Origin of the sequence: uncultured Marivita sp. (assembly GCF_947488135.1) — a bacterium.
Classification (GTDB): Bacteria; Pseudomonadota; Alphaproteobacteria; order Rhodobacterales; family Rhodobacteraceae; genus Marivita.
Map to the genome: position 1 here is coordinate 671,058 of NZ_CANKYW010000002.1, position 25,147 is coordinate 696,204.

Genomic DNA, 25,147 nt, shown 5'->3' on the forward strand with positions numbered 1-25,147 from the left:
AACGAACATGCGTCTGGTCGCTCTTGTTGCCGTGATCGTTTTCGTGATCGACCAGATCAGCAAGTGGCTGGTGGTTCACGTGATGGATCTCGCCCGCCTCGGGTCCATCGACGTGTTCCCGCCGTACCTCAACTTCCGCATGGCGTGGAACACCGGCATCAATTTCGGCCTGCTGTCCGGCAATGCCGACTGGACGCGCTGGGTGCTGATTTCGGTTGCGTTGGGTATCTGCCTTTTCGTGCTGGTCTGGATGCGGCGCGATCCGCCCGGGCGGACCGGGTTGATCTTTGCCGGGCTGCTCATCGGCGGCGCGCTGGGCAACGTGGTGGACCGGTTGCTCTATGGCGCGGTGGCGGATTTCCTGAACATGTCCTGCTGCGGATTCGACAACCCCTATGCCTTCAACGTGGCTGATATCAGCGTGTTCATCGGGGCCATCGGGCTTGCGCTTTTCTCGGGCGGGAAAAACGCCTCGTGACGGGCGCGGCCGGATGGGTTAAAGCAGGGTTGAGGCGACCACGGAGACGGGCAGAATACATGCCGCGCATATTGATCATACTGGCACTTATGGCGCTGACCGCATGCGGGTCGCGTCAGGATACGGCGGATCGGGACACCAATTTGCGTCAATTGCGCAACCCCAGCGGTGCGCCGGAAGAGTTCTCGATCGTGCCGCCGAAACCGCTCGAAGTGCCCGAAACCCTCGCTCAGTTGCCTCAGCCGACCCCGGGTGGCAGCAACCGCACTGACCCGACGCCGTTGCAGGACGCCGTGGCCGCCCTTGGTGGCAACCCGTCGCGTCTCAATCCCGGAGGTGGGATCGGCGCCGGGGATCAGGCGCTGGTGGCGCGCGCGACGCGCTTTGGCATTCAGCCCGGCATCCGCCAGGAACTCGCCGCGGCCGACCAGGAATTCCGCGAGCGCAGGTCGCTGTTCAACTGGCGCCTCGTCCCGCAGGACACCTACAACCGGATTTACCGCAGCCAGACCCTCGACCCCTATGCGTCGCTCGAGGCCGCCCGCCGGGCCGGTGCCCTGACGCCGTCTGCGCCGCCGCAGTGATGCACGTGGTTGCCGCAGGGTAATCATCGACGGAACTGAACGGGTGGCGCGGGTACGGCCGCTCACGAAACTGTTGGCCGGGTTGAACTTGGCCCGCCGCATCGTACCTTACTTCAAAACCAAGGAGATTTGCCGATGCGTCGCCTGATAGCCCTTGCCAGTACCTGTTTGCTCGCTGCTGTGCCATTGCGGGCGCAAACGATCGAAGATCAGGTCACCACCTTCCAGCTTGAGAACGGGATGGATGTTGTGGTGATCGAAGACCACCGCGCCCCTGCCGTGGTGCACATGGTCTGGTATCGGGCCGGATCCGCCGATGAACAGCCCGGTGTGTCGGGCGTGGCGCATTTCCTCGAACACTTGCTCTTTAAGGGCACCGAAAAACTTGCCCCCGGCGAGTTCAGCGAAATCGTCAAGGCCAATGGCGGCACCGACAATGCCTTCACCAGCTATGACTACACCGCCTATTTCCAGCGTGTCGCGGCGGATCGGCTTGGCCTGATGATGGAAATGGAAGCGGACCGGATGAAGAACGTCCAGCTTGACCGCGAGGACATCCTGACCGAACGCGACGTGATCATCGAAGAACGCAACCAGCGGGTCGAGAACGATCCCGGATCGCTCTTCCGCGAACAGCGTATGGCGGCACAGTATTTGAACCATCCCTATGGCACGCCGATCATCGGCTGGCGGCACGAGATGGTGAACCTCGATCTGGACGATGCGCTGGCCTATTACAAACAGTTCTATTCGCCCAATAACGCAGTTCTGGTCGTCGCCGGCGATGTGATGCCTGATGAAGTCCTTGCGTTGGCGCAGGAGCATTACGGCCCGATCCCGCGCAATGACGCTTTGCCGGAACGGGCGCGTCCATCAGAACCGCCGCAGATGGCCGAGCGTCGGATTTCTTTCGAAGACCCGCGCGTGGCGCAACCCTACGTGATGCGCACCTACCTTGCTCCGGAACGCGATCCGGGCGACCAGCGCAAGGCGGCGGCGCTGACGCTGCTGGCCGAAGTGCTTGGCGGGTCGCAGACATCCGTGATGCCGCAAAAGCTCCAGTTCGAGGAGCGCCGCTCTGTCTATGCCAGCGCGTTCTACAGCGGGCTGTCGCTGGATGACACGACCTTCGGGGTCGTGAACGTGCCCGCCGAAGGCGTCACGCTCGAAGAGGCCGAAGCCGACATGGACCGTATTATCGCGGAGTTCATCGAAACCGGTGTCGATGCGGAACAGCTCGAACGGATCAAGTTTCAGCTGCGCGCGGCGCAGGTCTACGAGCTTGACAGTTCCGACTCGCTGGCCCGCCGCTATGGCGCGGCCCTGACCTCGGGGCTGACGATCGAGGACGTACATGCTTGGCCCGAAATCGTGCAATCCATCACGCCGGAAGAAATCATCGCCGCGGCAGAAGACGTGTTTGACCGCGATAAGGCGGTGACCGGGTTCCTACGCACGGCACCGGAGGTAACGCAATGAAGTTCTTTGGACCCCTGATCGCCTTCATGATGCTGGCCGCGCCACTGCGGGCGGAGATCGACATCGTCGAAGTGCAAAGCCCGGGCGGCATCAACGCTTGGCTGGTCGAGGAACAGTCGATCCCCTTCGTCGCGCTTGAGTTGCGCTTCAAGGGCGGTGCATCCCTGGATCAGCCCGGAAAGCGGGGCGCGACCTATCTGATGACCGCTCTGCTGGAAGAAGGGGCAGGTGATCTTGATGCGCGCGCCTACGCCGAAGAGGTCGAGTCTCTGGCGGCGAGTTTCGACTTTGACGTGAGCGACGATGCCGTTTCGGTTTCGGCGCGGTTTCTGACCGAGAACCAGGATGAAGCCTTGGCCCTCTTGCGTGATGCGCTGATCCAACCGCGGTTCGACCAGGACGCGATCGACCGCGTGCGCGCGCAGATCATCTCGGGCATCCGGTCCGATCTTCAGGACCCCGATACCATCGTCGGCCGCGAATTCGACCGCATGGTGTTCGGGGATCACCCTTACGGATCGGCCATCGAAGGCACCGAGGAAAGCGTGTCCGCGCTGACGCAAGAGGATTTGATTGCCGCGCATGAAGGCGCCTTGGCGCGGGATCGCGTTTACGTCAGCGCAGCCGGCGATATCTCGGCCGAGGAACTGGCCGCTTTGCTCGACGATCTGCTGGCTGGCTTGCCCGAAACCGGGACGCCACAAGCCCCGGATATCGACGTGACGACCGAGGCGGGTGTGACCGTCGTTCCGTTCGACGTGCCGCAATCGGTGGCGATCTTCGGACATGAAGGCATCGCGCGGGACGATCCCGATTTCTTCGCGGCCTACGTGTTGAACGAAATCCTGGGCGGCGGTGGTTTTGAGGCGCGCCTCATGGAAGAGGTACGCGAGAAGCGTGGGCTGACCTATGGCGTCTACAGCTACCTCGTGCCCAAAGATCACGCGGCTTTGTATCTGGGCCGCGTGGCGAGTGCCAATGATCGCATAGCCGAAGCCATTGAGGTCATTCGGGACGAATGGACCAAGATGGCGGAAAACGGCGTTACGGAAGAGGAATTGGAGACCGCCAAGACCTATCTGACCGGGGCCTACCCGCTGCGGTTCGATGGCAACGGGCGGATTGCGAATATCCTTGTCGGTATGCAGATGGACGACCTGACACCCGAGTATGTCACGACCCGAAACGCCCAGATCGAAGCGATCACGCTGGACGACATCAAGCGCGTCGCGGCGCGTATCCTCAAGCCCGACGCGTTGCGATTTGTGGTGGTTGGCCAGCCCGAGGGGCTTGAGTCCTGATATTTGACCAAGTGGTAAAAAAGGGCCGCGCTGATCCAGCGCGGCCCTTTTTTGGTTGGGGCAAAATCCTTCGAAGGATTTCACCAAACTCTTCGAAGAGTCTGTGCCGTCTAGTTCAAAAGCCCCGCATGGCGCAGACCGTTGTCGATCAGATCACGCGTGGGCTGCGAGACCGGGAACAGCGGTGCGCGCATTTCCTCGTCGCAGAGACCGAGACGGCTCATGGCGTATTTCGCGCCGCACAGACCCGGTTCCACGAAGATGCTGTGATGCAGCGGCATCAGCCGGTCCTGGATTTCCAGCGCGGTGATGTAATCGCCCGCCAGCGTCGCCTCTTGCATCTGCGAACAGAGCGCCGGCGCCACGTTGGCGGTGACCGAGATGCAGCCCACTCCGCCCTGTGCGTTGAAACCGTGCGCCGTGGCGTCCTCGCCGGAAATCTGGATGAACTCCCGACCACAGGTCAGGCGCTGGGCGCAGACGCGGGCCAGATCGCCGGTGGCGTCCTTGACGCCAATGATGCGGGGCAGTTTCGCCAGTTCACCCATCGTAGCGGGCAGCATGTCGACGACCGACCGACCCGGAATGTTGTAGATGATGATCGGAAGCTCGCAGGCATCGTGCAGCATCGTGAAATGCCGGATCAGCCCGTCTTGCGTCGGCTTGTTGTAATACGGCGTCACCACAAGCCCCGCCTGAGCACCGGCCTTTTCGGCGTGCTGAAGAAAACGGATGGCTTCGTCGGTGTTGTTCGACCCGGCCCCGGCAATGATCGGGATACGCCCGTCAGCGGCCTTGACGACGAAGGACACGACCTCTTCATGCTCTTCATGGCTGAGTGTCGGGCTTTCGCCGGTGGTGCCCACAGGAACAAGGCCGTGGCTGCCCTGATCGACATGCCAATCCACCAGACGTTTGAGCGTGTCGAAATCCACCGCACCGTTCTTGAACGGTGTGACCAGTGCAGGCATCGACCCTTTGAACATCGTCACGCTCCTTATCGTTGGTGGCAGAACCGCCATTGTGCCCGTCCCGCGAATGTGAGTTGAAGGTCGCGGGGTGTGGGTTATCCTTTAGCGAGCCGTCTATCCTGTTTCAGTGGAGAAAATGCAAGTCATGTTTCGGCGTATCGCGATCCTGGCCGTGGCAGTGCTCATCCTGCCGTTGGCTGCCTTGGCGCAGGGCAGTGCGCGTCCGCTCGAACGGGCGATGGACCTGATGCGGGACGGAAACTGGGCCGCCGCGCAGATCGAGGCGCGGGGCGACGGGCAGGCGGCGCTGGACGTGATCCTGTGGCATTACCTTAGGGCGGGGCTCGGATCGCCGCGCGAGGTGCAGGATTTCCTGACCCGCAATCCGGACTGGCCCGGCTTGCCCTACCTCAAGGAAAAGAGCGAGGCCGCAATGACTTCGGCCCCGGCCGAGGCGATCCGCACGTTCTACGCGGGCTACGTTCCGGAGACCGGTGCAGGCGCGCTGTCCCTCGCACGCGCCTTGCTGACGGCGGATGATCGACCCGCCGCGAATGACGTTATCCTGACTGCGTGGAAAACGCTGCACCTGACGTCCGAGGAGCACGCGGCGTTTTTGTCGTCCTACGGTGATTTGCTGGCGGCGCATCATACCACGCGGTTGGATACGATGCTGTGGGAAGGGCGCGAGATCAACGCGCGTGCCATGCTGCCGCTTGTCGATGATGGCTGGCGCAAGCTCGCGCAGGCGCGGATCGCCTTGCGCACGGATGCGCCGGGGGTCGATGCGTTGATCGAAGCGATCCCCGCCAATCTGAGCGCCGATGCCGGGCTGGCCTATGAACGGTTCAACTGGCGTGCCCGCAAGGGGCGGATCGATGACGCGGTAGAACTGTTGCTGGCCCGTTCCAAATCGCGCGAATCGCTGGGGCGCCCGGATATCTGGGCGCGGCAGCGGGACGATATCGTGCGCCGCCTGATGCGCGAGGGCCGTCACCAGGTGGCTTATGACGTGGCGTCGACACACTGGCTGACCGAAGGGTCATCCTTCGCCGATCTCGAATGGCTCTCTGGGTATCTATCACTGCGCTTTCTCGATGCGCCGGAACGCGCTGTAGGTCACTTCCAGGCGATGCGCGGGGGGGTGGAGACTCCGATATCTCTGGGTCGCGCAGGATATTGGTTAGGCCGGGCGCAGGAGGCTGCGGGCAATGCCGACGCGGCGGCGCGCGCCTATACGTTCGGGGCGCAATACCAGACGTCGTTCTACGGACTTCTTGCGGCCGAGGCGGGCGGGTTGCCCGCCGATCCGCTGCTTGCGGGGACCGAACCCTTCCCCGATTGGCGGGATGCGCCGTTCACGGACTCATCGGTCTTTACCGCGGCGATCCTGCTCTTGGATGCCGAGGAAAAGGTGTTGGCCGAACGGTTCTTGACGCATCTGGCGGAATCGCTGGATCGCACGCAGATCGGGCAGATGGGCCAGATGCTTGACGATCTCGGCTTGCCGCATGTGCAGGTCATGCTTGGCAAGCGCGCGGCGCAATACGGACACGAGGTGCACGCGCCGTATTATCCGCTGCACGCGCTGGCCGATCTCGCTCATCCGGTGCCGACAGAACTGGTGCTGGCAATCGCACGGCGCGAATCCGAATTCGAACCCAACGTCGTGTCGCCTGTGGGGGCGCTTGGGCTGATGCAGGTGATGCCCGGCACCGCCCGTGAAGTGGCGGGATGGCTGGACGTGGAGTTCTCGGAAGCCAAGGTTTTGGCCGATCCGGTCTACAACGCGGTTCTGGGCGCCACGTATCTGGACCGCCTCGCACGGCAATTCGACGGCAATGCAGTCATGATCGCGGCAGGCTACAACGCGGGACCAAGCCGCCCGATCCGGTGGATGGAAGAACGCGGCGATCCACGACGCGGTGAGATGGACGTGATCGACTGGATCGAACACATCCCCTTCACGGAAACCCGGAACTACGTGATGCGGGTGACTGAAAGCCTGCCGATCTACCGGGCGAGGTTGGGGCGCGACCCGCACCCGGTGCCGTTTTCGGAAGAGCTGAAGGGCTCAACCCTTTTGCCGCTGACGCCAGAGGGTGAATAGACCGGCTCCGACGATCAGGCTTGCGCCGAAGACCACGTTGGCGCGGATCGCCTCTCCGAAGGCCAGCACTCCGAGGCTCGCCGCGAAGGGCAGTTGCAGGTAGGCAAAGGGCTGAACCGCGCTGGCCTCGGCCACATCGTAGCACTTGATCAGCAGATAATGCCCGGTCGCCCCCGTCACGCAAAGCAGCGCCATCAGGGCCCAATCGGATGCAATCATCGGTTCCCAGAACCAGATGCCGATGGTCGTCATGAATACGGCACCCACGGTGCCGGTCCAGAAAAAGCTGGTCGCGGCGCTGTCCTTGCGGGCGGCGTAGCGTGTGAGCAGGCCGTAAAGCGCGAACATAAAGGCCGCGATCGTGGGAATGATGGCGAGCGGAGAGAAGACGCCGAAACCCGGTTGCAGGATGATCAGGATGCCGATGAAGCCGACGCCGATCGCCGTCCAGCGCCGCCAGCCCACCTGCTCGCCAAGGATCGGACCGGAAAGCGCGGCGATGAGCAGCGGGTAGCAGGCGAAGATCGCGTGGCTTTCGACAAGGCCAAGATAGGTGAAGGCGAGGACCATTACACAAATCTCGGCGGCCAGAAGCAGCCCGCGAAAGCCCTGTAGCCAAGGCTGGGTCGTGGCCGCAGCAGCGCGCAGGCCACCGGCGCGGCGGCTTGCCACGAACATGACGAAGGTGGCGAAGAACCAGTAGCGGATCATCACCACCATCAACACGTTGTATTCGCTTGCCAGGTGCTGCGAGAGGCCGTCCTGCATGGCGAAAACGAAGGTGGTCGCGACCATGAGCCAGACGCCCAGACGGTTGTTGGTCTCGGTCATGTGGCTTTCCAGGCGATGGTCATGTGGCGTTTGCGACCGAAACCGGGCACGCGGGTGGTGATCAGTCCCGCCGCATCCAGTGCGCGGCGGACATGGCCTGCGGCAGTATAGGTCGCTGCGGTACCGTTTGGTGCGGTGTGCCGGGCCACTTGCGTCAGAAGCGCGGGTTCCCAGAGTTCGGGGTTCTTGGCGGGTGAAAAGCCGTCGAGGAACCAGGCATCCACTGGTGGTGTGAGCGTCTTCAGGGTCTCGCGCGCATCGCCTTCGACAAGCGTGAAATGAAGGTCCGGCAGGGTGATCTGCCGCGCCCCGTTTTGCCAGCACGGGGCCAATTCCTTTGCAATGCCCGCCAGTTCAGGAAACGCCTGTTGCGCGCGGATCATGTCGTCTGCCGTCATCGGGAAGGCTTCGAAACTGGTGAAATGGAGCGTTCCGGTCTGACCGCTCGACCGCCAGAGATCGAGAGCCGCCAAAAGGTTCAGCCCGGTGCCGAAGCCAAGCTCGGCGATGTGGAATCCGTCCCTGAACCGCGCGGGCAGATCGTTGCCCGACAGAAACACATGCCGCGTTTCCGCATGCCCGTTGTCGAGCGAAAAATAGGGATCGTCGAACCGGCGGGAGACAGGAACATCCCCGTCGCGCCAGTCGAGCGGTTCCGTCTGGAGTTCCATGATGACATACCTTAGCGACAGCGCGACCTTGGCGAGGAGAGACTGGAATGGCAATGCCCGAAGTGACAGTGCGCGGGGCCGGAATATTCGGGCTGAGCATCGCGTGGATGTTGGCGCGGCGCGGCGCGCATGTGCAGGTCGTCGATCCCCTTGGAGCCGGGTCTGGATCGAGCGGCGGTCTGGTCGGCGCACTGGCGCCGCATGTGCCGGAGAATTGGAACGACAAGAAGGCGTTTCAGTTGGAGAGTCTGCTGATGGCCGAAGCCTTCTGGGCCGAGGTGCACGATGCGGGCGGTGTTGATCCCGGCTATGCGCGCACCGGGCGTTTGCAGCCGATTGCGGATGATGCTGCCCTAAGCCTCGCGGAAGAGAGGACCCAAGGCGCGCGTGACCTGTGGCAGGGACGCGCCGTGTGGGAGGTGTTCCGTTCCGATGAGGCCAGACCCTTCGCGCCGGTGTCGCCGACGGGGTTCCTGATCCGCGACACGCTGACCGGGCGGATGCACCCGCGTCAGGCCTGCGCCGCGCTGGTAGCGGCATTGCTGGCGCGCGGTGTCGAAGTGGTGGCCGATGCCCCGGATCGCGGTCCGGTGATCTGGGCCACCGGCTGGCGCGGGTTGTTGGACTTGTCCGAGCAGCTTGGCAAATCGGTCGGTGCCGGGATCAAGGGGCAGTCGGCGGCCCTGGCCCATGATGCCGGTCCGGTGCCGCAGGTCTTCGTGGACGGTTTGCACATCATCCCTCACGCCAACGGAACGGTTGCCATCGGGTCCACCAGTGAACGGGAATTCGACACGCCCGATGGTCTGGACGCGCAATGCGACGAGCTGATCGCCCGCGCCATCGCGGCGATGCCGGTTCTCGCCGATGCGCCAGTTGTGGACCGCTGGGCCGGAGTGCGGCCAAGGGCGCGGTCACGGGCACCGATGCTGGGAGCATGGCCGGGGCGCGCGGGGCATTTCATCGCCAATGGCGGGTTCAAGATCGGCTTCGGCATGGCCCCCAAAGTGGCGCAGGTCATGGCTGACCTTGTGCTGGACGATGTCGATAGGATCCCCGAGGGATTTCGCGTCGAGGCGTCTATGTGACAGGGGTGGCGTCGATGGCCTTGGCGATCTCGGCGACGCCGGGATCAATCCGCGCCTGCGCGATGGAGCTATAGGCGAGACGGTAGTAATTCCGGGGCGGATCGTTCTCGGCAAAGAAAGCGGTACCGGGTTCGATGAGGACACCGGAGGCGCGCAGGCGCCTGGCAAGGTCTTCGCTGTCCACGTGGTCCGGCGCGCGCATCCAGAAGCTTGATCCGCCATAGCTGCCTTTCCCGGCAATCGTCAGGCCATGTTTGCGGATCGCGTGCTCCATAATTACGCGGCGATCGTTCAGCGCCTTGCCGGTGCGCCGGATCAGGCTGTCGTAGTGGCCGAGGCTCAGGAAATAGGCGGTGGTCCGTTGGGTCAGCCCCGGCGGATGGCGCAGCATCGACGCCCTGAGCGCGCGGGCCTCCCGGATGAAGGGGGCGGAACCGACGAGGTAGCCTAGGCGCAGCCCGGGAAAAAGCGACTTGGAAAAACTGCCGACATAGATCACCCGCCCGTCCCTATCGAGGCTCTTGAGCGCGGGCATCGGTGGTTTGAGATAGGCCATTTCGAATTCGTAATCGTCTTCCACGATCAACGCATCGAGCGCACGCGCGCGCGCCAAAAGACTCTGTCTTCGGGCCAGAGGCATCGTGTAGGAGGTGGGGCATTGGTGGCTGGGCGTGGTGAAGATGACGTCCGAGTTTTCCGGGATGTCTTCAGGCGGCAATCCATCCTCATCGACATCGACTGCGTTCAGATGACAACGCGAATGGGTGAGGATATCGCGCAAGGCCGGGTAACACGGGTTTTCGATCACCGCACGGCGGCGTTGGGTGAGTAAAACCTGGGTGGTCATCCAGAGCGCGTTCTGCGCGCCCATGGTGATGAGCACCTCATCGGGGGTCGCTGTGATGCCGCGCCGGGGCAAGGTGTGGCGCAGGATGAATTCGACCAGTTGCGGGTCGTCCTGATCGTAATAGTCACGAGTGAGCGCCGCAAAATCCCGCGCGCCAAGCGCCTGGACCGCGCAAAGCCGCCAATTCGCGTGATCGAAGAGTTGCGGATCCGTTTGGCCGTAAAGGAACGGGTAGCGATACTGCGCCCAATCCTGTGGTTTGACGGGTGTCGCACCACCGGTGAATTTCTGGCCAAGCGCGCGGGACCAATCGACCGCGTCCTCGCGTGCCGGAGGCGCATCGAAACGCGGTGGCTCCGGGGCATCGTCGGACACGTAATAGCCCGAGCGCCCGCGCGACGAGAGGTAATCATTCGCCAGCAGTTCGGTATAGGCAAGCGTGACGGTGATGCGGCTGACGCCAAGGTGTTGGGCGAGCTTACGGCTCGATGGCAGCTTTTCACCGCGCCGAAACCGGCCCGACAGGATGCCTTCGGCCACCATCTGCTGAATCCGCGATTGCAGCGTGCCTTTGGTATCGGGTTTGAGGAAAAAGGTTTCGACCGGGATTGCCATGGGCAAAGCCTAGATTGGACTTATCTCCTTGGCAATCTGGTCTTAAGCGTCCGTTCTGACCCATGCCCCAGAATTTTATGGGCGGGGTCAAGAAACTTCGTACGAAGTTTCTTTCACGCGGTGCTTACTATCGCGTTAAGCCGACACGGGCGAGGCCAGAATTTCCCGTCCATGCCGGCCAAGTCTTATGGCGTCACTCGGTCCACCGCACCCCGGTCAGGTCCGTTGCCTGTGTCGGGGCGTTCTGCCACAATCCCTCGATGCGCGCATCGACCACGGTCGGGAAGGCGAGCTGGAACAGGTAGCCATTGACGTAATCGTCCGCGATCATGGTCTGGGCCTGTGCCAGCATCTCGGAGCGCGTTGCGGGATCACTGGTCTGGCCAAGCGTCGTCATCAACTCCTGAAACTCCGGGTTGTCGTACTGGAAATAATAATCGGGGCGGGCGTAGATGCCGATGTCTAAGGGTTCGGTGTGGCTGACGATGGTCAGTCCGAAATCCTTGCCGCGGAACACCTCTTCGAGCCATTGTGCCCATTCGAGATTGGTGATCTCGGTCTGGATGCCCACCGCCCGCAATTGCGAGGCGATGATCTCACCGCCCCGGCGCGCGTAGGACGGCGGCGGCAGTTTGAGCGTGGTGGTGAAGCCGTCGGCAAATCCCGCCTCTGCCAGCAGCGCCTTGGCCTGTTCGGGGTCGTAGGCGGATTGCGCTGTCAGGTCGACGTAATCCGGGTTGTGCGGTGCAAAATGTGTGCCGATGGGTGTTCCAAGGCCGAACATCGCACCGTCGATGATAGACTGGCGGTCGATGGCGTGGGACACGGCCTGCCGCACCTTCGGATTGTCGAAGGGGGGCTGTTTGTTGTTCATCGCGAGGATCGTTTCGCCTTCGGTCGAGCCGACAAGGACCTGGAAGCGCGGATCGGCTTCGAATTGCGGCAGGTTTTCAGGTGCGGGGAAGCCCGCAAAGGCGTCGATGTCCTGCGCCATCATCGCGGCAAAGGCGGCTGTGGGATCGGAGATGAACTTGAACGTCGCTGCCTCGAGCGCCGGTGCCTCGCCCCAGTAGTCTGGATTGCGCACCAGCTCGATCCTGTCGCCTTGCACCCATTCCTCGAAGGCGAACGGGCCGGTGCCAATTGGGGTCTGCTTGATCTCGTCGATGCTTTCCGGCGCCACGATGACCGCGTCGCCCCAAGCCATGTTGAACAGGAAGTTGCCGTCCGGGGCCTTGAGTGTGACCTCGACCGTTTGTGGGTCGATGACCGTGACCTCCTCAATGCCTTCGAACAGAGCCTTTTGCGCGTTCGCGCTGTCATCTGCGCGGGCGCGGTCGAGGGTGAACTTGACGTCCTCGGCATCCATCGTGGTGCCGTCATGGAAGGTCACACCGTCGCGCAGGGTGAAGGTATAGGTGGTGCCGTCCTCGCTGATCTCCCAGTTTTCCGCCAGACCGGCCACGACCGAGCCGTCCGACGTGAAGCGTGTCAGCCCTTCGAACACGTTGGAATAGAGCACCGAATCAATCGCCCCGGCAGCGGCGCTTGTCGGATCGAGATGCGGTGGTTCGAGTTGCAGCGCGATGGTCAGGTCGGTCTGCTGCGCCAGCGCGGGTGTTGTCAGCAGAGCGGCCAAGGCGGCCCCGCGCAGGAAATGAGTCGTCATGATATCCCTCCGATTGTTGCGATCACTGTCGTGGGGAATCGCCTTTCGATCAAGCATGTGCTGCAATTTGCGCGGTGCGGCGCGCGCGCCGGTCTGGTAGAGGCACGGCCAGTTCGACCTGACAGGAGCCGCCGGATGAGCGCCACCGTCTCCACATGCGCCAAATTGCCCGTTGAAATCCGCGCGCACGGGTTCTCGGAGCCGAAACCGTGATTGACCCGATCATCCGGGACCGCGCGGCGCTGCGCGCGATGGTCACGCCTTGGAAACGCGCGGGGGAAACTATCGGTGTTGTGCCCACCATGGGCGCGCTGCATGACGGGCATCTGAGCCTTGTTGCGGCCGCCAAGGCGGCGTGCGACAGGGTGATCGTGACGATCTTCGTGAATCCCAAGCAGTTCAACAACGCGCAGGACCTGGCAAATTACCCGCGCACCGAAGAAGCCGACGCCCGCAAGCTCGAACGCTTCGATGTCGATGCAATCTGGGTACCGGATGGCGATCAGATGTATCCCGAAGGTTTCGCCACGACGGTGTCGATTTCGGGCCTGACCGATTGCCTGTGCGGCGCGACGAGGCCGGGCCATTTCGACGGTGTGGCGACGGTGGTCAGCAAGCTTTTCCTGCAAACCGGCGCGGACAAGGCGTTCTTCGGGGAAAAGGATTTCCAGCAATTGCAGGTGGTCACGCGAATGGCCGCCGATCTGGACATTCCCGTCGAGGTGGTCGGGTGCCCGACGATCCGGGAGGAAGATGGTCTCGCGATGTCGTCGCGCAATCTGCTTTTGTCGGACCGGGCGCGGGTCTATGCGCCGGTGCTGAACGCGGTCATGGAAAACGTGGCGGCGGCGCTGAGAGAGGGGGCCGCGATGGCGGATCTGCTGCCCGATGCCATGAAACGGCTTGAGAGGGCGGGCTTTACCGACGTCGATTACCTTGAATTGCGCGCAACCGATGGGCTTGCCTTGCTGGAGCGGGCGGAGGTCCCGGCTCGGTTATTCGCGGCGGCGTGGCTGGCCGGGGTACGATTGATCGACAATATCGCCGTGTGACGTTTCGAATTGGCTGCGCCAATCCGACAGGCTGGGGGCTCTGCCCCCAGGCCCCCGAGATATTTCGGGCCCAAAGACGCCTAGGGCAGGAGCAGGGTTTCGAGACTGCGCGCCATGACCTTGGCGCTGTCGAGCATGTCTGTGATGCCGATCCATTCATCCGGCTTGTGCGCCAGTTCCAGCACGCCGGGGCCATAGGCGATGCAGTTTTTCAGCTTGCCGATGCGGTCGATGTGTTTCTGATCATAGCTGCCCGGTGAGGCGACGTAGGTCGGGTCCTGTCCCAAAACGTGACGTATTGCGTCGTGTACGGTTGTGACGACCGGCGCGTCGCGGTCGGTCATCGAGGGGATGACGCGGTTGATCTCGCGGATCTCGTAGTCGAAATTTGCGCGCCGGGATTTGAGGTCGTCGAGCAGGTCGATGACCTCTTGCCGGACGGCCTCGATCGGTTCTTCCATCAGGAAACGCCGGTCGATTACGATGCGGCAACTGTCGGGGACGCAATGGGCGGGCAGGCCGGTATAGTCGGCCTCTTGTTCCGGCTGACCGCCGTGGATCGAGTTGATGTTCATCGTCGATTGCCGCGCGCCTTCGGGGACGACCGGCATGTCGGTCCATCGGGCGGCCATCGCGGGGTAGAGCGTGTCCTCGAACGCTTGCAGCACGGCGCCCATGTGGCGCACCGCGCAATCGCCGAGGAAGGGCATGGAGCCATGCGCGATTTCGCCCCTGGTTTCGATCTCGGCCCACCAGCCACCGCGATGGCCAAGGCAGATGCGGTCCTTGTTCAGCGGTTCGGGGATGATGACGTGCTGCACGCGGGACGGATCGAACCAGCCCTGTTCGGCGAGGTGGGCAACGCCGCCATAGCCGCCGGATTCCTCGTCTGCAGTGCCGCTGATCTCGATGGCGCCGGCATAGTCCGGGTGTTCGGTGATGAAGGCTTCGGCGGCGATGATCGACGCCGCAAGGCCGCCTTTCATGTCACAGGCGCCGCGACCGTAGATCTTGTCGCCTTCGACGGGCGCGTTGAACGGATCGCGGGTCCAGCCGTGGCCCACCTCGACCACGTCGGTGTGTGAGTTGAAATGGACGCACGGGCCCGCGCGGGTGCCGTCGTGCCGGGCGATCAGGTTCCAGCGCGGATAGCGGTCGCTGTCGCCGGGCGCGCCTTCGGCCCGGACCCAAGTGGTGGCAAAGCCCGCGCGCGACAGCCGAGCATCCAGCGCGTCGCAGATCGCGGCGTAGTTCTTACCCGGCGGGTTCAGCGTCGGGATGGCGATCAGTTCTCGGGTCAGCGCGATCAGGTCATCGCGCGCGTCGTCGATCCTGTGAAAGAGCCTGTCGTCGGACATGGGTCACCTCGCTTTGCGCGGTACTGTTGCGGCAGGGCGCGGGCTTGGCAAGTCTCAGGGCCAGCGGATCGGGGGGATTTGGCCCACCGGGACCGGACCCAAAAGCAGAGTGCCGCGATTGATCCCCAGCGTCACATCAAGGCTGTCGCGGGTGCCGTTGAACGTGGACAGCAGCGACAGCGCGTCGATCAACCCGTCCGCCAAACCGGGGGGCAGATCGCCATTGTCGCGGGCGGCTTCGACACCTGCGCGCCAGTTGTCTGCGGTGATGGACATCTCGCCCGTGGCCAGGCCCTGCGCATCCAATGAGGCGGTCAGGGCGATCCTGAAGGTCACCGGGCCGTAGGTGATCTCTGACCGTTGTACGTCGATCGCGGTCAGTTGCGGCGGCGCGTCGGTCAGCGTGTCGAGGCGCAAGGGGCCGTCGAGCTCCAGAACCGTTTCGGCCCGTGCGGAGGCGAGCGAGTCCGGGCCGATCCCGGAGACCGCGCGGGGCGTCGAGGTTGCGATATTGCCCGCCGACAGGGCAAAGCGGTAGCTTGTGGGCGCGGTGGCAATCTGTTCCAGAGCGATATTGGTGTCGGCGAGCGCAAGCGACCCGTCCGGCCCGGACAGGTTCAGCACCGGGGCTTCGATATTGCTGCGCAGGATCGTCTGATCGTCGAACACAAGGCTAGCACGCAATCCGTCGGACGTGACCGCGATCTCTCCCACCGGCGTGGTCAAAGTCTGACTGTCGGGCCAGGCAACGATTACGTGACCCCGGTTATAGCTGAGCGCGAGGATCTGGAAGAACGGCGCTTGCCAACCAAGATCGCCGTTCGGCGACATCAACACCGGGTCGGTCAGGGTTAGATCGGTGCGATTCGGGAAGCCACGCACCTTGATGTCCGCGTAATCGGCCTGCCAGCCCTTGGCGCGTTGGTCGGCGAACCAGGTTTCGACCTCAGAGCGCAGGCTGCCCGCCGCGTAGAACCACCAGCCGCTATAGGCCAGAGTGGCTACAATGATCGCCGCGAGAAGTCGTTTCACCCGCGCACCCCCTTTTGTCTGCCGCGCCTTTGGTGTTTACCGCGCGGCGAAAGGCAGGACCAGCATCATGACGCTTTGGGTATTCGGCTACGGGTCGCTCTTGTGGAACCCCGGCTTTACGCCGGTCGAGACGGTTCACGCGCGGCTAGAGGGCTATGCGCGCAGCTTTTGCATGCGGTCGATCCACCATCGCGGCACCGAAGAGGATCCGGGTCTGGTGCTGGCGCTTGATGCCGATGCGACAAGCGTCTGCGACGGGCTTGCGATGCAGATGCACGAGGCGGAATACGATGCAACGATGGCTTATCTTCGGGACCGGGAATTGGTGTCGTCGGCCTATCTGGAAAAGACGCTGCCCCTGACCTTCAAGGACGGGCGCGAGGTGATGGCCGTCACATATGTCATCGACCCCGATCATGTGCAGTATTGCGGATCGCTCGACCTTGAAGAGCAAGCACAGATCATCGCGAATGCCGTGGGCGGGCGGGGACCGAACAGCGAATACCTGTTCAATACGGCGGCACATCTATCGGAACTGGGCATTCCGGACGCCGAACTCGACTGGCTCTGCGCGCGGGTGAGAGAGCTAATCGCTTAACGGCTTGGCGATTGGCGGCGAACCCCCTAGAGTCGCCGTGTAAGAACAAGAAAAGCGTCAGGAACTGTCCGAATGCATCAGCCGGACATCGAGGCCGAGCCACAGTTTTCCCAGCCTGTCCGACAGGTTCTCATGATGGTCCTCGTGTTGGGTCTCACGGGGTTCGGCGCGTTTGTCGCGCTGCCGCGGGTCTTGCCCGTGTTCGAAGCCAACCCATACCTGAATGGGTTCATCATCTTCGTCTTCTTTATCGGCGTTCTGGCCTGCTTCTGGCAGGTCTGGCAACTCATCCAGTCGGTACGCTGGATCGAGCATTTCGCGCAGGATCGCGAACGTGGGTTTCAGGAAAAGCCGCCGCTCTTGCTGGCGCCGATGGCAACACTTTTGCGGTCGCGCGGCAAGCGGATGCAGATCAACACGGCCTCGACCCGGTCCATCCTGGATTCCGTCGCGACCCGGATCGACGAGGCGCGCGAGATCACGCGATACATCGTCAACCTGCTGATCTTTCTGGGTCTTTTGGGTACGTTCTACGGTCTTGCGACGACGGTTCCTGCGCTGGTGGACACCATTCGCGGTCTGGCCCCTGAGGACGGCGAAACCGGGACAGAGGTCTTCGCGCGGCTGATGACCGGGCTGGACAGCCAGTTGTCCGGTATGGGCGTGGCTTTCGCGTCGTCGCTTCTGGGTCTGGCGGGATCGCTCGTCGTCGGTTTGCTCGAATTGTTCGCGGGGCACGGACAGAACCGCTTTTACCGAGAGCTTGAAGAATGGCTGAGCTCCATCACCAAGCTGGGCTTTTCCAGCGGTGAGGGCGACGGTGCCGGCGACATGGGAACGGCGGGCGTCGTGCTCGATCAGATGGTCGAGCAGATGGAGGTGATGCAGGACCTGTTCGCGCGGTCCGAAGAAGGCCGTTCTGAAGTGGAGAACCGTCTGGGACAACTCAGCGATGCGCTGGAACGCATGACCGAACGGATCGAGGCGACCGCACCCAGTGCCACGGCCTTTGCCCGGATCGCCGACAGTCAGGACCGGCTGATCGACGTGCTGACCCACAAATCCGACAACGAGGGTCTGGATGCCGAAAGCCGGATGCGGCTGCGGTCCATCGACGTCCAGATGTTGCGCATCCTCGAAGAGGTGGCGGCGGGGCGTCAGGAAACCATGGCGGAATTGCGCACCGACCTGTCGGCGATTTCGCGTGCGCTTGATCGGCTTGCCCGAAGCGCAGGACGCAAGACCGACAAGGACGAGGGCTAGGCCATGGCCCTGTCGCGGCGCACCGGAGCCCGGTTTCAGGCCTCGATCTGGCCCGGTTTCGTGGATGCGATGACCGGGCTTTTGCTGGTCCTGATGTTCGTTCTCACGATCTTCATGGTCGTGCAGGCGGTTTTGCGCGACACGATCACCGGCCAAGAAAATGAGCTGAATTCGCTCTCGTCCGAGATCGCGGAACTGGCCCGCGCACTGGGTGTGGAGCGGCAGCGCACCACGTCGCTCAGCAACCAGTTGGGCGCGTTGAACGCGACGCTGGACGATACGCAGGCGCGATTGACTGAACAGGAGGCGATCATTGCCTCGCTTTCGGCCACCCGCGACCGGCAAGCGGCAGAACTCCAGGCGGCGGATGCCCGTATCGCGTCGTTCGAGGAACAGGTGGCGGGGCTTTTGTCGGAGCGTGATGCGGCACAGGCGCAGGTGGCCGACCTTTCCGAGACACGGGACCAGTTGCTGTCCGAGCAAGAGGCGCTCAACCTCGCGCTGGCCACCGCGCGCAGCGAGATCGACGAGCAGGTTGAAGCGGCGCGTCTGGCAGCCGCGCGGCGCGCGGCGCTTGAGGCGTTGATCGCCGATCTGCGTGCAGAAAACGCCGAGACCACCGAACAGGTCACCGCATTGACCGCGCAGGTCGACACGCTGGAAACCGCCCTGACCGAGGAAGAGGCGGCGAAGCTGGCCGAAGCGGCGGCGGCGCAAGCTCTGCGCGAACGGCTGCAAAATGCGGATGCGGAGCTGACCGCGATGACGATGGCGCTCGAGGAACAGCGCGCGCGGGCCGAGGAAACGCTGACGCTTCTGGCGGCGGCGCGGGATGCCGAAGAGGACCTGAACGCCCGTCTCGCGGCGGCGCTTCTGGAGGGCGAGGAGACCGCAGCCGCACTGCAGGCGCGCCTGGATGCGCAGGCCGAGCGGATCGAAGGATTGCAGTCGGACCTCAATGCGGCCTCCGTGGATCAGACCACCCTCTCGTCGCTCGAAGCGCAGCTGTCACAGGCGTTGATCCGTGTGTCCGAAGCCAATGCGCTCGAAGCGCGGCTGGAAGAGTTGCGGGCCGAGAACGCGGCCTTGTCCTCTGACCTCAACGCGTCAGAGCAGACCAGCGCCGAGATGCAGGCATCGCTCGATGCGCTGAGACAAGCTCTGGCCGAGGCGCAGGCGAATGCGGCGGCCCGGTCCGAAACCGAACAAACGCTGGAGCAACGTCTTGCCGCAGCTCTGGCGCAACAAAGCGCGACAGAGGCGACGCTGAGTGAAACGCGCGACCAGTTGGCGGCGGCCCTGGCGGCACAGATCGCGGCCGAAACCGCACTGGAGGATCGGCTGTCCGAGGCCGAACAACGGCAACTCCTGTTGGAGCAGGCACGCGACAGGTTGGACGCGGAGCAGCAGCGCGCGACCGAGGCGCAGCGGCAGACCGAATTGCTGAACCAGCAGGTCGGTGCCCTGCGGCGGCAATTGTCATCGCTGCAAGCCTTGCTGGACGAAGCCGAGGCAAAAGATGCCGAAGCGCAAATCCAGTTGGAAAGCCTTGGGAGTGAATTGAACACAGCCTTGGCGCGCGTGGCCGCCGAAGAGCGGCGCAGGCGTCAATTGGAAGAGGCGGAGCGCATCCGCCTCGAAGAAGAGCGGCAGCGTCTGGAAGAGGAAAGGCAGCGTCTGGCAGGTCAGAACCAGGACCTTGAGCGCTATCGCTCCGAATTCTTCGGCCGCCTGCGCGAAGTGCTGGGCAACCGCGAGGGCGTGCGGATCGAGGGGGACCGCTTCGTTTTCTCGTCCGAAGTGCTGTTTCCCCCGGCAGAGGCAAGCCTGTCTGCCGAAGGCCGCGCGCAGATCGCAAACGTCGCGGCGATTTTGCGGGACGTGTCGCAGGACATTCCTGCGGGCATCAACTGGATCATCCGGGTGGACGGGCACACCGACAACCTGCCGCTGTCGGGGCAGGGCGTTTACGCGGACAATTGGGAATTGTCCCAGGCGCGTGCGCTGTCGGTCGTCCGCTACATGATCGAAGAGTTGGGCATCCCGCCGCAGCGCTTGTCGGCAAATGGCTTTGGGGAATACCAGCCGGTGAACACTGATGATACGCCCGAAGCCCGGGCGCAGAACCGACGGATCGAATTGAAACTGACCGAACAGTAAGCGTTATTCGACCGTTACGTCGACATGGCGCACGGCGATGATGACATCGCCCCGGATCATCCGCGCATAGCCGCGATACTTGCCTTTGGGCCAACCGGTCACCGGCGCCCGCCGTCCATAGGCCCGCATCGCCTGCGCCTGGTCCACGTCGAGTCGTGCGGTGTGTTCAAACACCACCCCGTCCGGGCCAAACATCGTCAGATCGATCTGATCATAGGTGATGCCGTGAAAGGCGTGCGCATAAAGCACCATCGCGTCCTGCGGCGACAGGGAGGTGCGCCGCGCCGCGCCGGAGATCACGGTGCTAAGTTCCGGAACCGCGTCCGACACGCCGACGGTAAAAAGACCCGCGTCAGTGTATTTGGGCGTCTCGAGCCAGAGCGTTTGCAACGGTGTGCTGCACGCATTGTCCTGATCCGGGGCGAAGGGATCGACCACCTCGGCCCCTTGAGTGATGGTCAGGTGAAGATGCGGATAATTGGTCAGACCGCTCAGGCCCACTTCGCCCAGAAGTTGCCCCCGGACGACGCGCTGTCCCGGTGTCACACGAACGGAGCCAAGCTTCATATGACAGTAAACCGACTGATAACCGTTGCCGTGGTCGATACGCACGGCATTGCCGCATTCTTCGCCGTTCAGGTCTGTCCCGGCGACATAGGGCTGATCTGGGCGGGTGTTGCGGATCGCCTGGACGCGGCCGTCAGCGGCGGCGATCACGCGCACGCCTTTGTCCATTTGGTCGAAACTGAGAAGGGCGAAATCCGTGCCGCTGTGCCCATCGCGGGATTTGAGACCACATCGGTAATCGGAGACCGCGTCGGTTGGATCGACGTCTGGGTAATCCTCGATCACGCAGGTTTCACCCAGCACGCAGTCGATGGGCATCCCCAAAAAGGAAACGTCCGCCACAACCTGTGTGGCGGACGCGATGATCATTGCGGCAGCGGTGCGGATCACTCCGCCGTAAGGAGCGGGGGCTTCTTGCTCGACAGGCGCGGATTGTCCGGGCCCGAGAGATCGAGTGTCAGCTTGCCGTCCTTGACCGCAACCTTGACGACGCCGCCCTTGGCGAGCTTCCCGAAGAGCAGTTCTTCCGCGAGCGGCTTCTTGATCTCTTCCTGGATTACGCGGCCCAGAGGACGGGCGCCCATCTTGTCGTCGTAGCCCTTGTCGGCCAGCCATTCGGCGGCAGGCTTGGTCAGTTCGATGGTCACGTTGCGATCCATCAGCTGCGCTTCGAGTTGCAGCACGAACTTTTCGACCACTTGCAGGATCACCGACTTCGGCAACGGCGCGAAGGAGATGACCGCATCCAGACGGTTGCGGAATTCCGGCGTGAACGTGCGCTCGATGGCCGCCGTATCTTCGCCCTCGCGACGGTCCCGGCCAAAGCCGATGGCCGCCTTGGCCTGTTCGGCCGCACCCGCGTTCGACGTCATGATCAGGATCACATTGCGGAAGCTGACCGTGCGACCGTTGTGATCGGTGAGCGACCCGTGATCCATCACCTGCAACAGGATGTTGTAGACATCCGGGTGCGCTTTTTCGATCTCGTCGAGCAAGAGCACGCAATGCGGGTGCTGATCGACACCATCGGTCAACTGACCGCCCTGATCGAAACCGACATAACCCGGAGGCGCACCAATCAGACGGCTGACCGCGTGTTTCTCCATGTATTCGGACATATCGAACCGCAGCAGTTCCACACCCAGCGTATCCGCCAGCTGCTTGGCCACTTCGGTCTTGCCCACACCGGTCGGACCGGCGAAGAGGTAGTTGCCGATGGGCTTTTCAGGTTCCCGCAGACCGGCACGCGCCAGTTTGATGGCTGAGGACAGCGCCTCGATGGCGGCATCCTGACCGAAGACAACGCGCTTGAGGCTGCCTTCGAGATCCTTGAGAAGCTCTGTATCGTCCTTGGACACGCTTTTCGGCGGGATGCGGGCGATCTTGGCGACCACCGCCTCAATCTCTTTCGGGCCGAGCGACTTGCGCCGCTTGGATTCCGCCACGAGATGCTGCGCCGCACCTGCCTCGTCGATCACGTCGATGGCCTTGTCCGGCAGCTTGCGGTCGTTGATGTACCGCGCCGACAATTCCACCGCCGTCTTGATCGCGTCAGCCGTGTATTTGACGTTGTGGTGCTCCTCGAAATAAGGCTTGAGACCCTTGAGGATCTTGATCGTGTCCTCGACCGAGGGTTCGTTCACGTCGATCTTCTGGAACCGGCGCGACAGGGCGCGGTCCTTTTCGAAGTGCTGACGGAATTCCTTGTAGGTGGTGGAGCCCATCGTGCGCAGCTTGCCGCCCTGAAGCGCGGGCTTCAGAAGGTTGGACGCGTCCATCGCGCCGCCCGATGTGGCACCGGCGCCGATCACGGTGTGGATTTCGTCGATGAACAACACCGCGTCGGGATGTTCCTCAAGCTCGTTCACGACAGCCTTCAGGCGTTCCTCGAAATCGCCGCGATAGCGGGTGCCCGCCAGCAACGCGCCCATGTCGAGCGAATAGATCGTGGTGTTCTTGAGCACGTCGGGCGTTTCGCCGGACACGATCTTGCGCGCGAGACCTTCGGCAATCGCCGTTTTGCCCACGCCGGGATCGCCCACCAGAAGTGGGTTGTTCTTACGACGGCGGCAGAGCACCTGGATGCAGCGTTCCACTTCGGCATGGCGGCCGATCAACGGATCAATGTCGCCCTCGCGCGATTTCGCGTTGAGATCGACACAATACTTGGCCAGCGCGGATTCCTTTTGCTCGCCCTGCGGTTCCTGCGCCTGTGCTTCTTCCTCGTTCTCGGTGGCGCCTGTCACCGGGCGGCTTTCGCCGTAGGCCGGGTTCTTGGCCACACCGTGCGCGATGAAGTTCACCGCGTCGTAGCGGGTCATATCCTGATCCTGGAGGAAGTACGCGGCGTTGCTTTCGCGTTCGGCAAAGATGGCGACCAAGACATTGGCCCCGGTCACTTCGCTCCGACCCGAGCTTTGGACGTGGATCGCCGCGCGCTGGATCACGCGTTGGAAAGCGGCTGTTGGCACGGCCTCGGACCCTTCGATGTCGGTCACGAGGTTCGACAGATCGTCGTCGATATAGTCAACCAGCGTGGTGCGCAGTTCTTCGGTGTCGACCGAACACGCTTTCATCACGCGGACCGCATCGGGTTCGTCGATCAGTGCCAGCAGCAGATGTTCCAGCGTTGCAAATTCGTGCGATCGGGAATTGGCCAGCGCCAACGCCGAGTGAATTGCCTGCTCAAGGGTATTCGAAAATGAAGGCACGATTGAGTGCTCCTTCTTTTTTGCGTTGCGACGCAGGGTACGGCACAACTGTCATCTTAGTATTAAAGTTTGGTCGTTACCGACAAAGCTTCAAGTTTTTTCTTCGACTTGACGCGTCACAAGCTGCAGATTGTTCGCACGTTCTTGTGAATTTGCCTCAGAAGCGATCCTTGCGGGCACGTATTTCCGCAAAAACGTCCACCGGCTCTGCGCCGATCATGTCGAGATGGGCCATTATGGCGGGGTCAGCGGCACGTAGGAACGGGTTGGTTGCCGCTTCTTCGGAGAGTTTGCTGGGAACCGTGGGTTCGTTACTGTCACGCTTCGAATTTATGCGTTTGATCCTGTCTTTCAAGTCAGAATTGTCGGGGTCGATGGTGATTGCGAAGCGCGCATTGGCCTGCGTGTATTCGTGACCGGAGCAGATCAGCGTTTCGGGGTCGAGCGCGGCCAGCTTTTGCAGGCTCTCCCACATCTGCGCGGCGGTGCCTTCGAACAGGCGGCCGCATCCCAGCGCCATTAGGCTGTCTGCGGTGAAGGCATATCCCGATTCCGGCAAGACGAAGGCCACATGGCCGATGGTATGCCCCGACACGTCGAGGACTTCGACAACTTCACCACCGAACTCGAACGCGTCCCCTTCCGCCACTTCGCGGTTCAGCGAGGGCAGGCGGTGCCGGTCGGCCTTGGCACCGGTGACCTTGGCGTCGTATTGCGCAAGAAGGTCGTCCACGCCGCCGACGTGATCGTGGTGGTGATGGGTCAACCAAATCTCGGTCAGGGTCCAACCGCGCTTGGACAGTTCGTCAAGGATCGGACCGGCCTCCGGCACGTCGATACAGGCGGTGTCGCCACTTTGGCTGTCATGCAGCAAATACGTATAATTGTCGGACAGGGCAGGCAGCGTGACGAGTTCAAGGGGCATGGCGTTTCTTTCCGTGGAGGTTACACTCCGATCAACCTAGGCCAATTGGACCGGAGGCCCAAATGCATCTCGACGTGCAACGCTTGCACAACTTCTACTATCGCAGTGCGATAGGGCGTGTGGCGCAGCGCGTGGTGCGGGATCAGGTCATGACATTCTGGCCGGAAGCCAAGCAGCAATCGGTGGGCGGTTTCGGTTTTGCCGTGCCTCTGCTCCGGCCCTACCTGAAAGATGCCCGCAGGGTCATCGGGCTGATGCCGGCGCAGCAAGGGGTGATGCCCTGGCCTGCCGGGATGCCGAATGTCTCGGTCTTGTGCGAGGAAACGCTCTGGCCGATCGAGAATGGCCGGTTCGACAAGCTGATCCTGATGCACGGGCTGGAAACGTCCGAGCGCCCGTCTGCGCTGCTCGAAGAGTGCTGGCGCGTTCTGGGGCCAGGGGGAAAGGCGCTGTTCATCGTTCCGAACCGGTCGGGTCTTTGGGCACGATCGGATGCAACGCCTTTCGGCTACGGGCGTCCCTATTCGATGGGTCAGTTGGAATCTCAACTCAAGGCCCACAACTTTGCGCCACAGCGCCACACCGCGGTCCTGTATCAACCGCCGTCCACGCGACGCTTCTGGATGAAGACCGGACGGTTCTGGGAACAGATGGGCCGCCGCGTGTCGGCCTTGATCGCGGGCGGTGTGCTGATGGTCGAAGTGACCAAGACCAATCCGACGCCGCGTGGCACCAAGTCGGAAAGCCGGGTGCTGACACCCTTGGGCAAGCTCGTTCCGACGCCATCCTCAAAACCCGCACGGGCGCGGGTGCTGACTGACCAGTAGATCATTCGGA

General features: G+C 62.8%; 21 protein-coding genes. 11 read left to right on the top strand and 10 right to left on the bottom strand.

The features are described from left to right. Window positions 1-7: 7 nt before the first annotated feature. The 4 genes from lspA (at window position 8) to Q1B16_RS10360 (ending at window position 3,842) form a co-directional block, all read left to right on the top strand. Window positions 8-478, top strand: coding sequence for a signal peptidase II (gene lspA, locus Q1B16_RS10345; RefSeq protein ID WP_299787578.1), 471 nt, complete (start codon window positions 8-10; stop codon window positions 476-478). 59 nt (window positions 479-537) lie between these two features. Beyond that, window positions 538-1,062 carry a DUF3035 domain-containing protein gene (locus tag Q1B16_RS10350; protein ID WP_299787581.1) on the top strand — a complete coding sequence of 175 codons (525 nt, stop codon included), beginning with the start codon at window positions 538-540 and terminating at the stop codon, window positions 1,060-1,062. Between the two features lie 135 nt (window positions 1,063-1,197). Continuing rightward, on the top strand, window positions 1,198-2,541 hold the full coding sequence (locus tag Q1B16_RS10355; protein WP_299787584.1) for a pitrilysin family protein: 1,344 nt from the start codon (window positions 1,198-1,200) through the stop codon (window positions 2,539-2,541). Continuing rightward, window positions 2,538-3,842, top strand: coding sequence for a pitrilysin family protein (locus Q1B16_RS10360; protein ID WP_299787587.1), 1,305 nt, complete (start codon window positions 2,538-2,540; stop codon window positions 3,840-3,842). Before Q1B16_RS10355 ends, Q1B16_RS10360 begins: the two co-directional genes overlap by 4 nt. A gap of 110 nt (window positions 3,843-3,952) precedes the next feature. Here Q1B16_RS10360 and dapA read toward each other — a convergent pair whose 3' ends face one another. Beyond that, window positions 3,953-4,828 carry a 4-hydroxy-tetrahydrodipicolinate synthase gene (gene dapA, locus Q1B16_RS10365; protein ID WP_299787870.1) on the bottom strand — a complete coding sequence of 292 codons (876 nt, stop codon included), beginning with the start codon at window positions 4,826-4,828 and terminating at the stop codon, window positions 3,953-3,955. A 130-nt stretch (window positions 4,829-4,958) separates the two neighbouring features. Here dapA and Q1B16_RS10370 point away from each other — a divergent pair, with 130 nt between their 5' ends. Next, window positions 4,959-6,923 (top strand): lytic transglycosylase domain-containing protein, encoded by a 1,965-nt coding sequence (locus tag Q1B16_RS10370; RefSeq protein ID WP_299787590.1) that lies wholly within the window; start codon window positions 4,959-4,961, stop codon window positions 6,921-6,923. Here the strand turns inward: Q1B16_RS10370 and Q1B16_RS10375 are convergent. Further along, on the bottom strand, window positions 6,888-7,754 hold the full coding sequence (locus Q1B16_RS10375; RefSeq protein ID WP_299787593.1) for a DMT family transporter: 867 nt from the start codon (window positions 7,752-7,754) through the stop codon (window positions 6,888-6,890). The two genes, Q1B16_RS10370 and Q1B16_RS10375, sit on opposite strands and share 36 nt — an antisense overlap. Continuing rightward, window positions 7,751-8,425 (bottom strand): tRNA (5-methylaminomethyl-2-thiouridine)(34)-methyltransferase MnmD, encoded by a 675-nt coding sequence (gene mnmD / locus Q1B16_RS10380; RefSeq protein WP_299787596.1) that lies wholly within the window; start codon window positions 8,423-8,425, stop codon window positions 7,751-7,753. The genes Q1B16_RS10375 and mnmD overlap by 4 nt, the downstream gene beginning before the upstream one ends. A gap of 47 nt (window positions 8,426-8,472) precedes the next feature. Here mnmD and Q1B16_RS10385 point away from each other — a divergent pair, with 47 nt between their 5' ends. Beyond that, on the top strand, window positions 8,473-9,513 hold the full coding sequence (locus Q1B16_RS10385) for an FAD-binding oxidoreductase (RefSeq protein ID WP_299787599.1): 1,041 nt from the start codon (window positions 8,473-8,475) through the stop codon (window positions 9,511-9,513). Here Q1B16_RS10385 and Q1B16_RS10390 read toward each other — a convergent pair. After that, a complete protein-coding gene (locus Q1B16_RS10390) occupies window positions 9,506-10,975 on the bottom strand; it encodes a PLP-dependent aminotransferase family protein (protein ID WP_299787602.1) in 1,470 nt (489 codons plus the stop codon). The genes Q1B16_RS10385 and Q1B16_RS10390 overlap by 8 nt on opposite strands. 193 nt (window positions 10,976-11,168) lie before the next feature. Beyond that, on the bottom strand, window positions 11,169-12,644 hold the full coding sequence (locus Q1B16_RS10395) for an ABC transporter substrate-binding protein (RefSeq protein WP_299787605.1): 1,476 nt from the start codon (window positions 12,642-12,644) through the stop codon (window positions 11,169-11,171). Window positions 12,645-12,853: 209 nt separating this feature from the next. On the opposite strand from Q1B16_RS10395, the gene panC reads away from it, so the two are divergent. Then, window positions 12,854-13,696 carry a pantoate--beta-alanine ligase gene (gene panC / locus Q1B16_RS10400; protein ID WP_299787608.1) on the top strand — a complete coding sequence of 281 codons (843 nt, stop codon included), beginning with the start codon at window positions 12,854-12,856 and terminating at the stop codon, window positions 13,694-13,696. A gap of 80 nt (window positions 13,697-13,776) precedes the next feature. Here the strand turns inward: panC and Q1B16_RS10405 are convergent, their stop codons facing one another. Next, window positions 13,777-15,054, bottom strand: coding sequence for an acetylornithine deacetylase/succinyl-diaminopimelate desuccinylase family protein (locus Q1B16_RS10405; RefSeq protein ID WP_299787611.1), 1,278 nt, complete (start codon window positions 15,052-15,054; stop codon window positions 13,777-13,779). Window positions 15,055-15,108: 54 nt separating this feature from the next. Then, window positions 15,109-16,086 (bottom strand): DUF2125 domain-containing protein, encoded by a 978-nt coding sequence (locus Q1B16_RS10410; protein WP_299787614.1) that lies wholly within the window; start codon window positions 16,084-16,086, stop codon window positions 15,109-15,111. Between the two features lie 67 nt (window positions 16,087-16,153). Here Q1B16_RS10410 and Q1B16_RS10415 point away from each other — a divergent pair, with 67 nt between their 5' ends. From Q1B16_RS10415 to Q1B16_RS10425, 3 genes are all read left to right on the top strand, one after another. Beyond that, the gene (locus Q1B16_RS10415) at window positions 16,154-16,684 is read left to right on the top strand and encodes a gamma-glutamylcyclotransferase (protein ID WP_299787617.1); all 531 of its coding nucleotides are present in this window, start codon (window positions 16,154-16,156) and stop codon (window positions 16,682-16,684) included. Window positions 16,685-16,756: 72 nt separating this feature from the next. Continuing rightward, window positions 16,757-17,947: a biopolymer transporter ExbB gene (locus tag Q1B16_RS10420; protein WP_299787620.1), complete on the top strand. Its 1,191-nt coding sequence runs from the start codon at window positions 16,757-16,759 to the stop codon at window positions 17,945-17,947. A 3-nt stretch (window positions 17,948-17,950) separates the two neighbouring features. Continuing rightward, the gene (locus Q1B16_RS10425) at window positions 17,951-20,107 is read left to right on the top strand and encodes a peptidoglycan -binding protein (RefSeq protein WP_299787623.1); all 2,157 of its coding nucleotides are present in this window, start codon (window positions 17,951-17,953) and stop codon (window positions 20,105-20,107) included. A 3-nt stretch (window positions 20,108-20,110) separates the two neighbouring features. On the opposite strand, the gene Q1B16_RS10430 is transcribed toward Q1B16_RS10425, so the two are convergent. The 3 genes from Q1B16_RS10430 to gloB all read right to left on the bottom strand — a co-directional run bounded on the left by Q1B16_RS10430 (window position 20,111) and on the right by gloB (window position 24,310). Next, window positions 20,111-20,992, bottom strand: coding sequence for a M23 family metallopeptidase (locus Q1B16_RS10430; protein WP_299787626.1), 882 nt, complete (start codon window positions 20,990-20,992; stop codon window positions 20,111-20,113). A gap of 68 nt (window positions 20,993-21,060) precedes the next feature. Continuing rightward, window positions 21,061-23,385: an ATP-dependent Clp protease ATP-binding subunit ClpA gene (gene clpA, locus Q1B16_RS10435; RefSeq protein ID WP_299787629.1), complete on the bottom strand. Its 2,325-nt coding sequence runs from the start codon at window positions 23,383-23,385 to the stop codon at window positions 21,061-21,063. A gap of 157 nt (window positions 23,386-23,542) precedes the next feature. After that, entirely contained in the window at window positions 23,543-24,310 is a 768-nt protein-coding gene (gene gloB, locus Q1B16_RS10440; protein WP_299787632.1) for a hydroxyacylglutathione hydrolase, read from the bottom strand. A 62-nt stretch (window positions 24,311-24,372) separates the two neighbouring features. On the opposite strand from gloB, the gene Q1B16_RS10445 reads away from it, so the two are divergent. Further along, complete coding sequence (locus Q1B16_RS10445; RefSeq protein WP_299787635.1) at window positions 24,373-25,137, top strand: class I SAM-dependent methyltransferase; 765 nt, start codon at window positions 24,373-24,375, stop codon at window positions 25,135-25,137. Window positions 25,138-25,147: the final 10 nt, after the last annotated feature.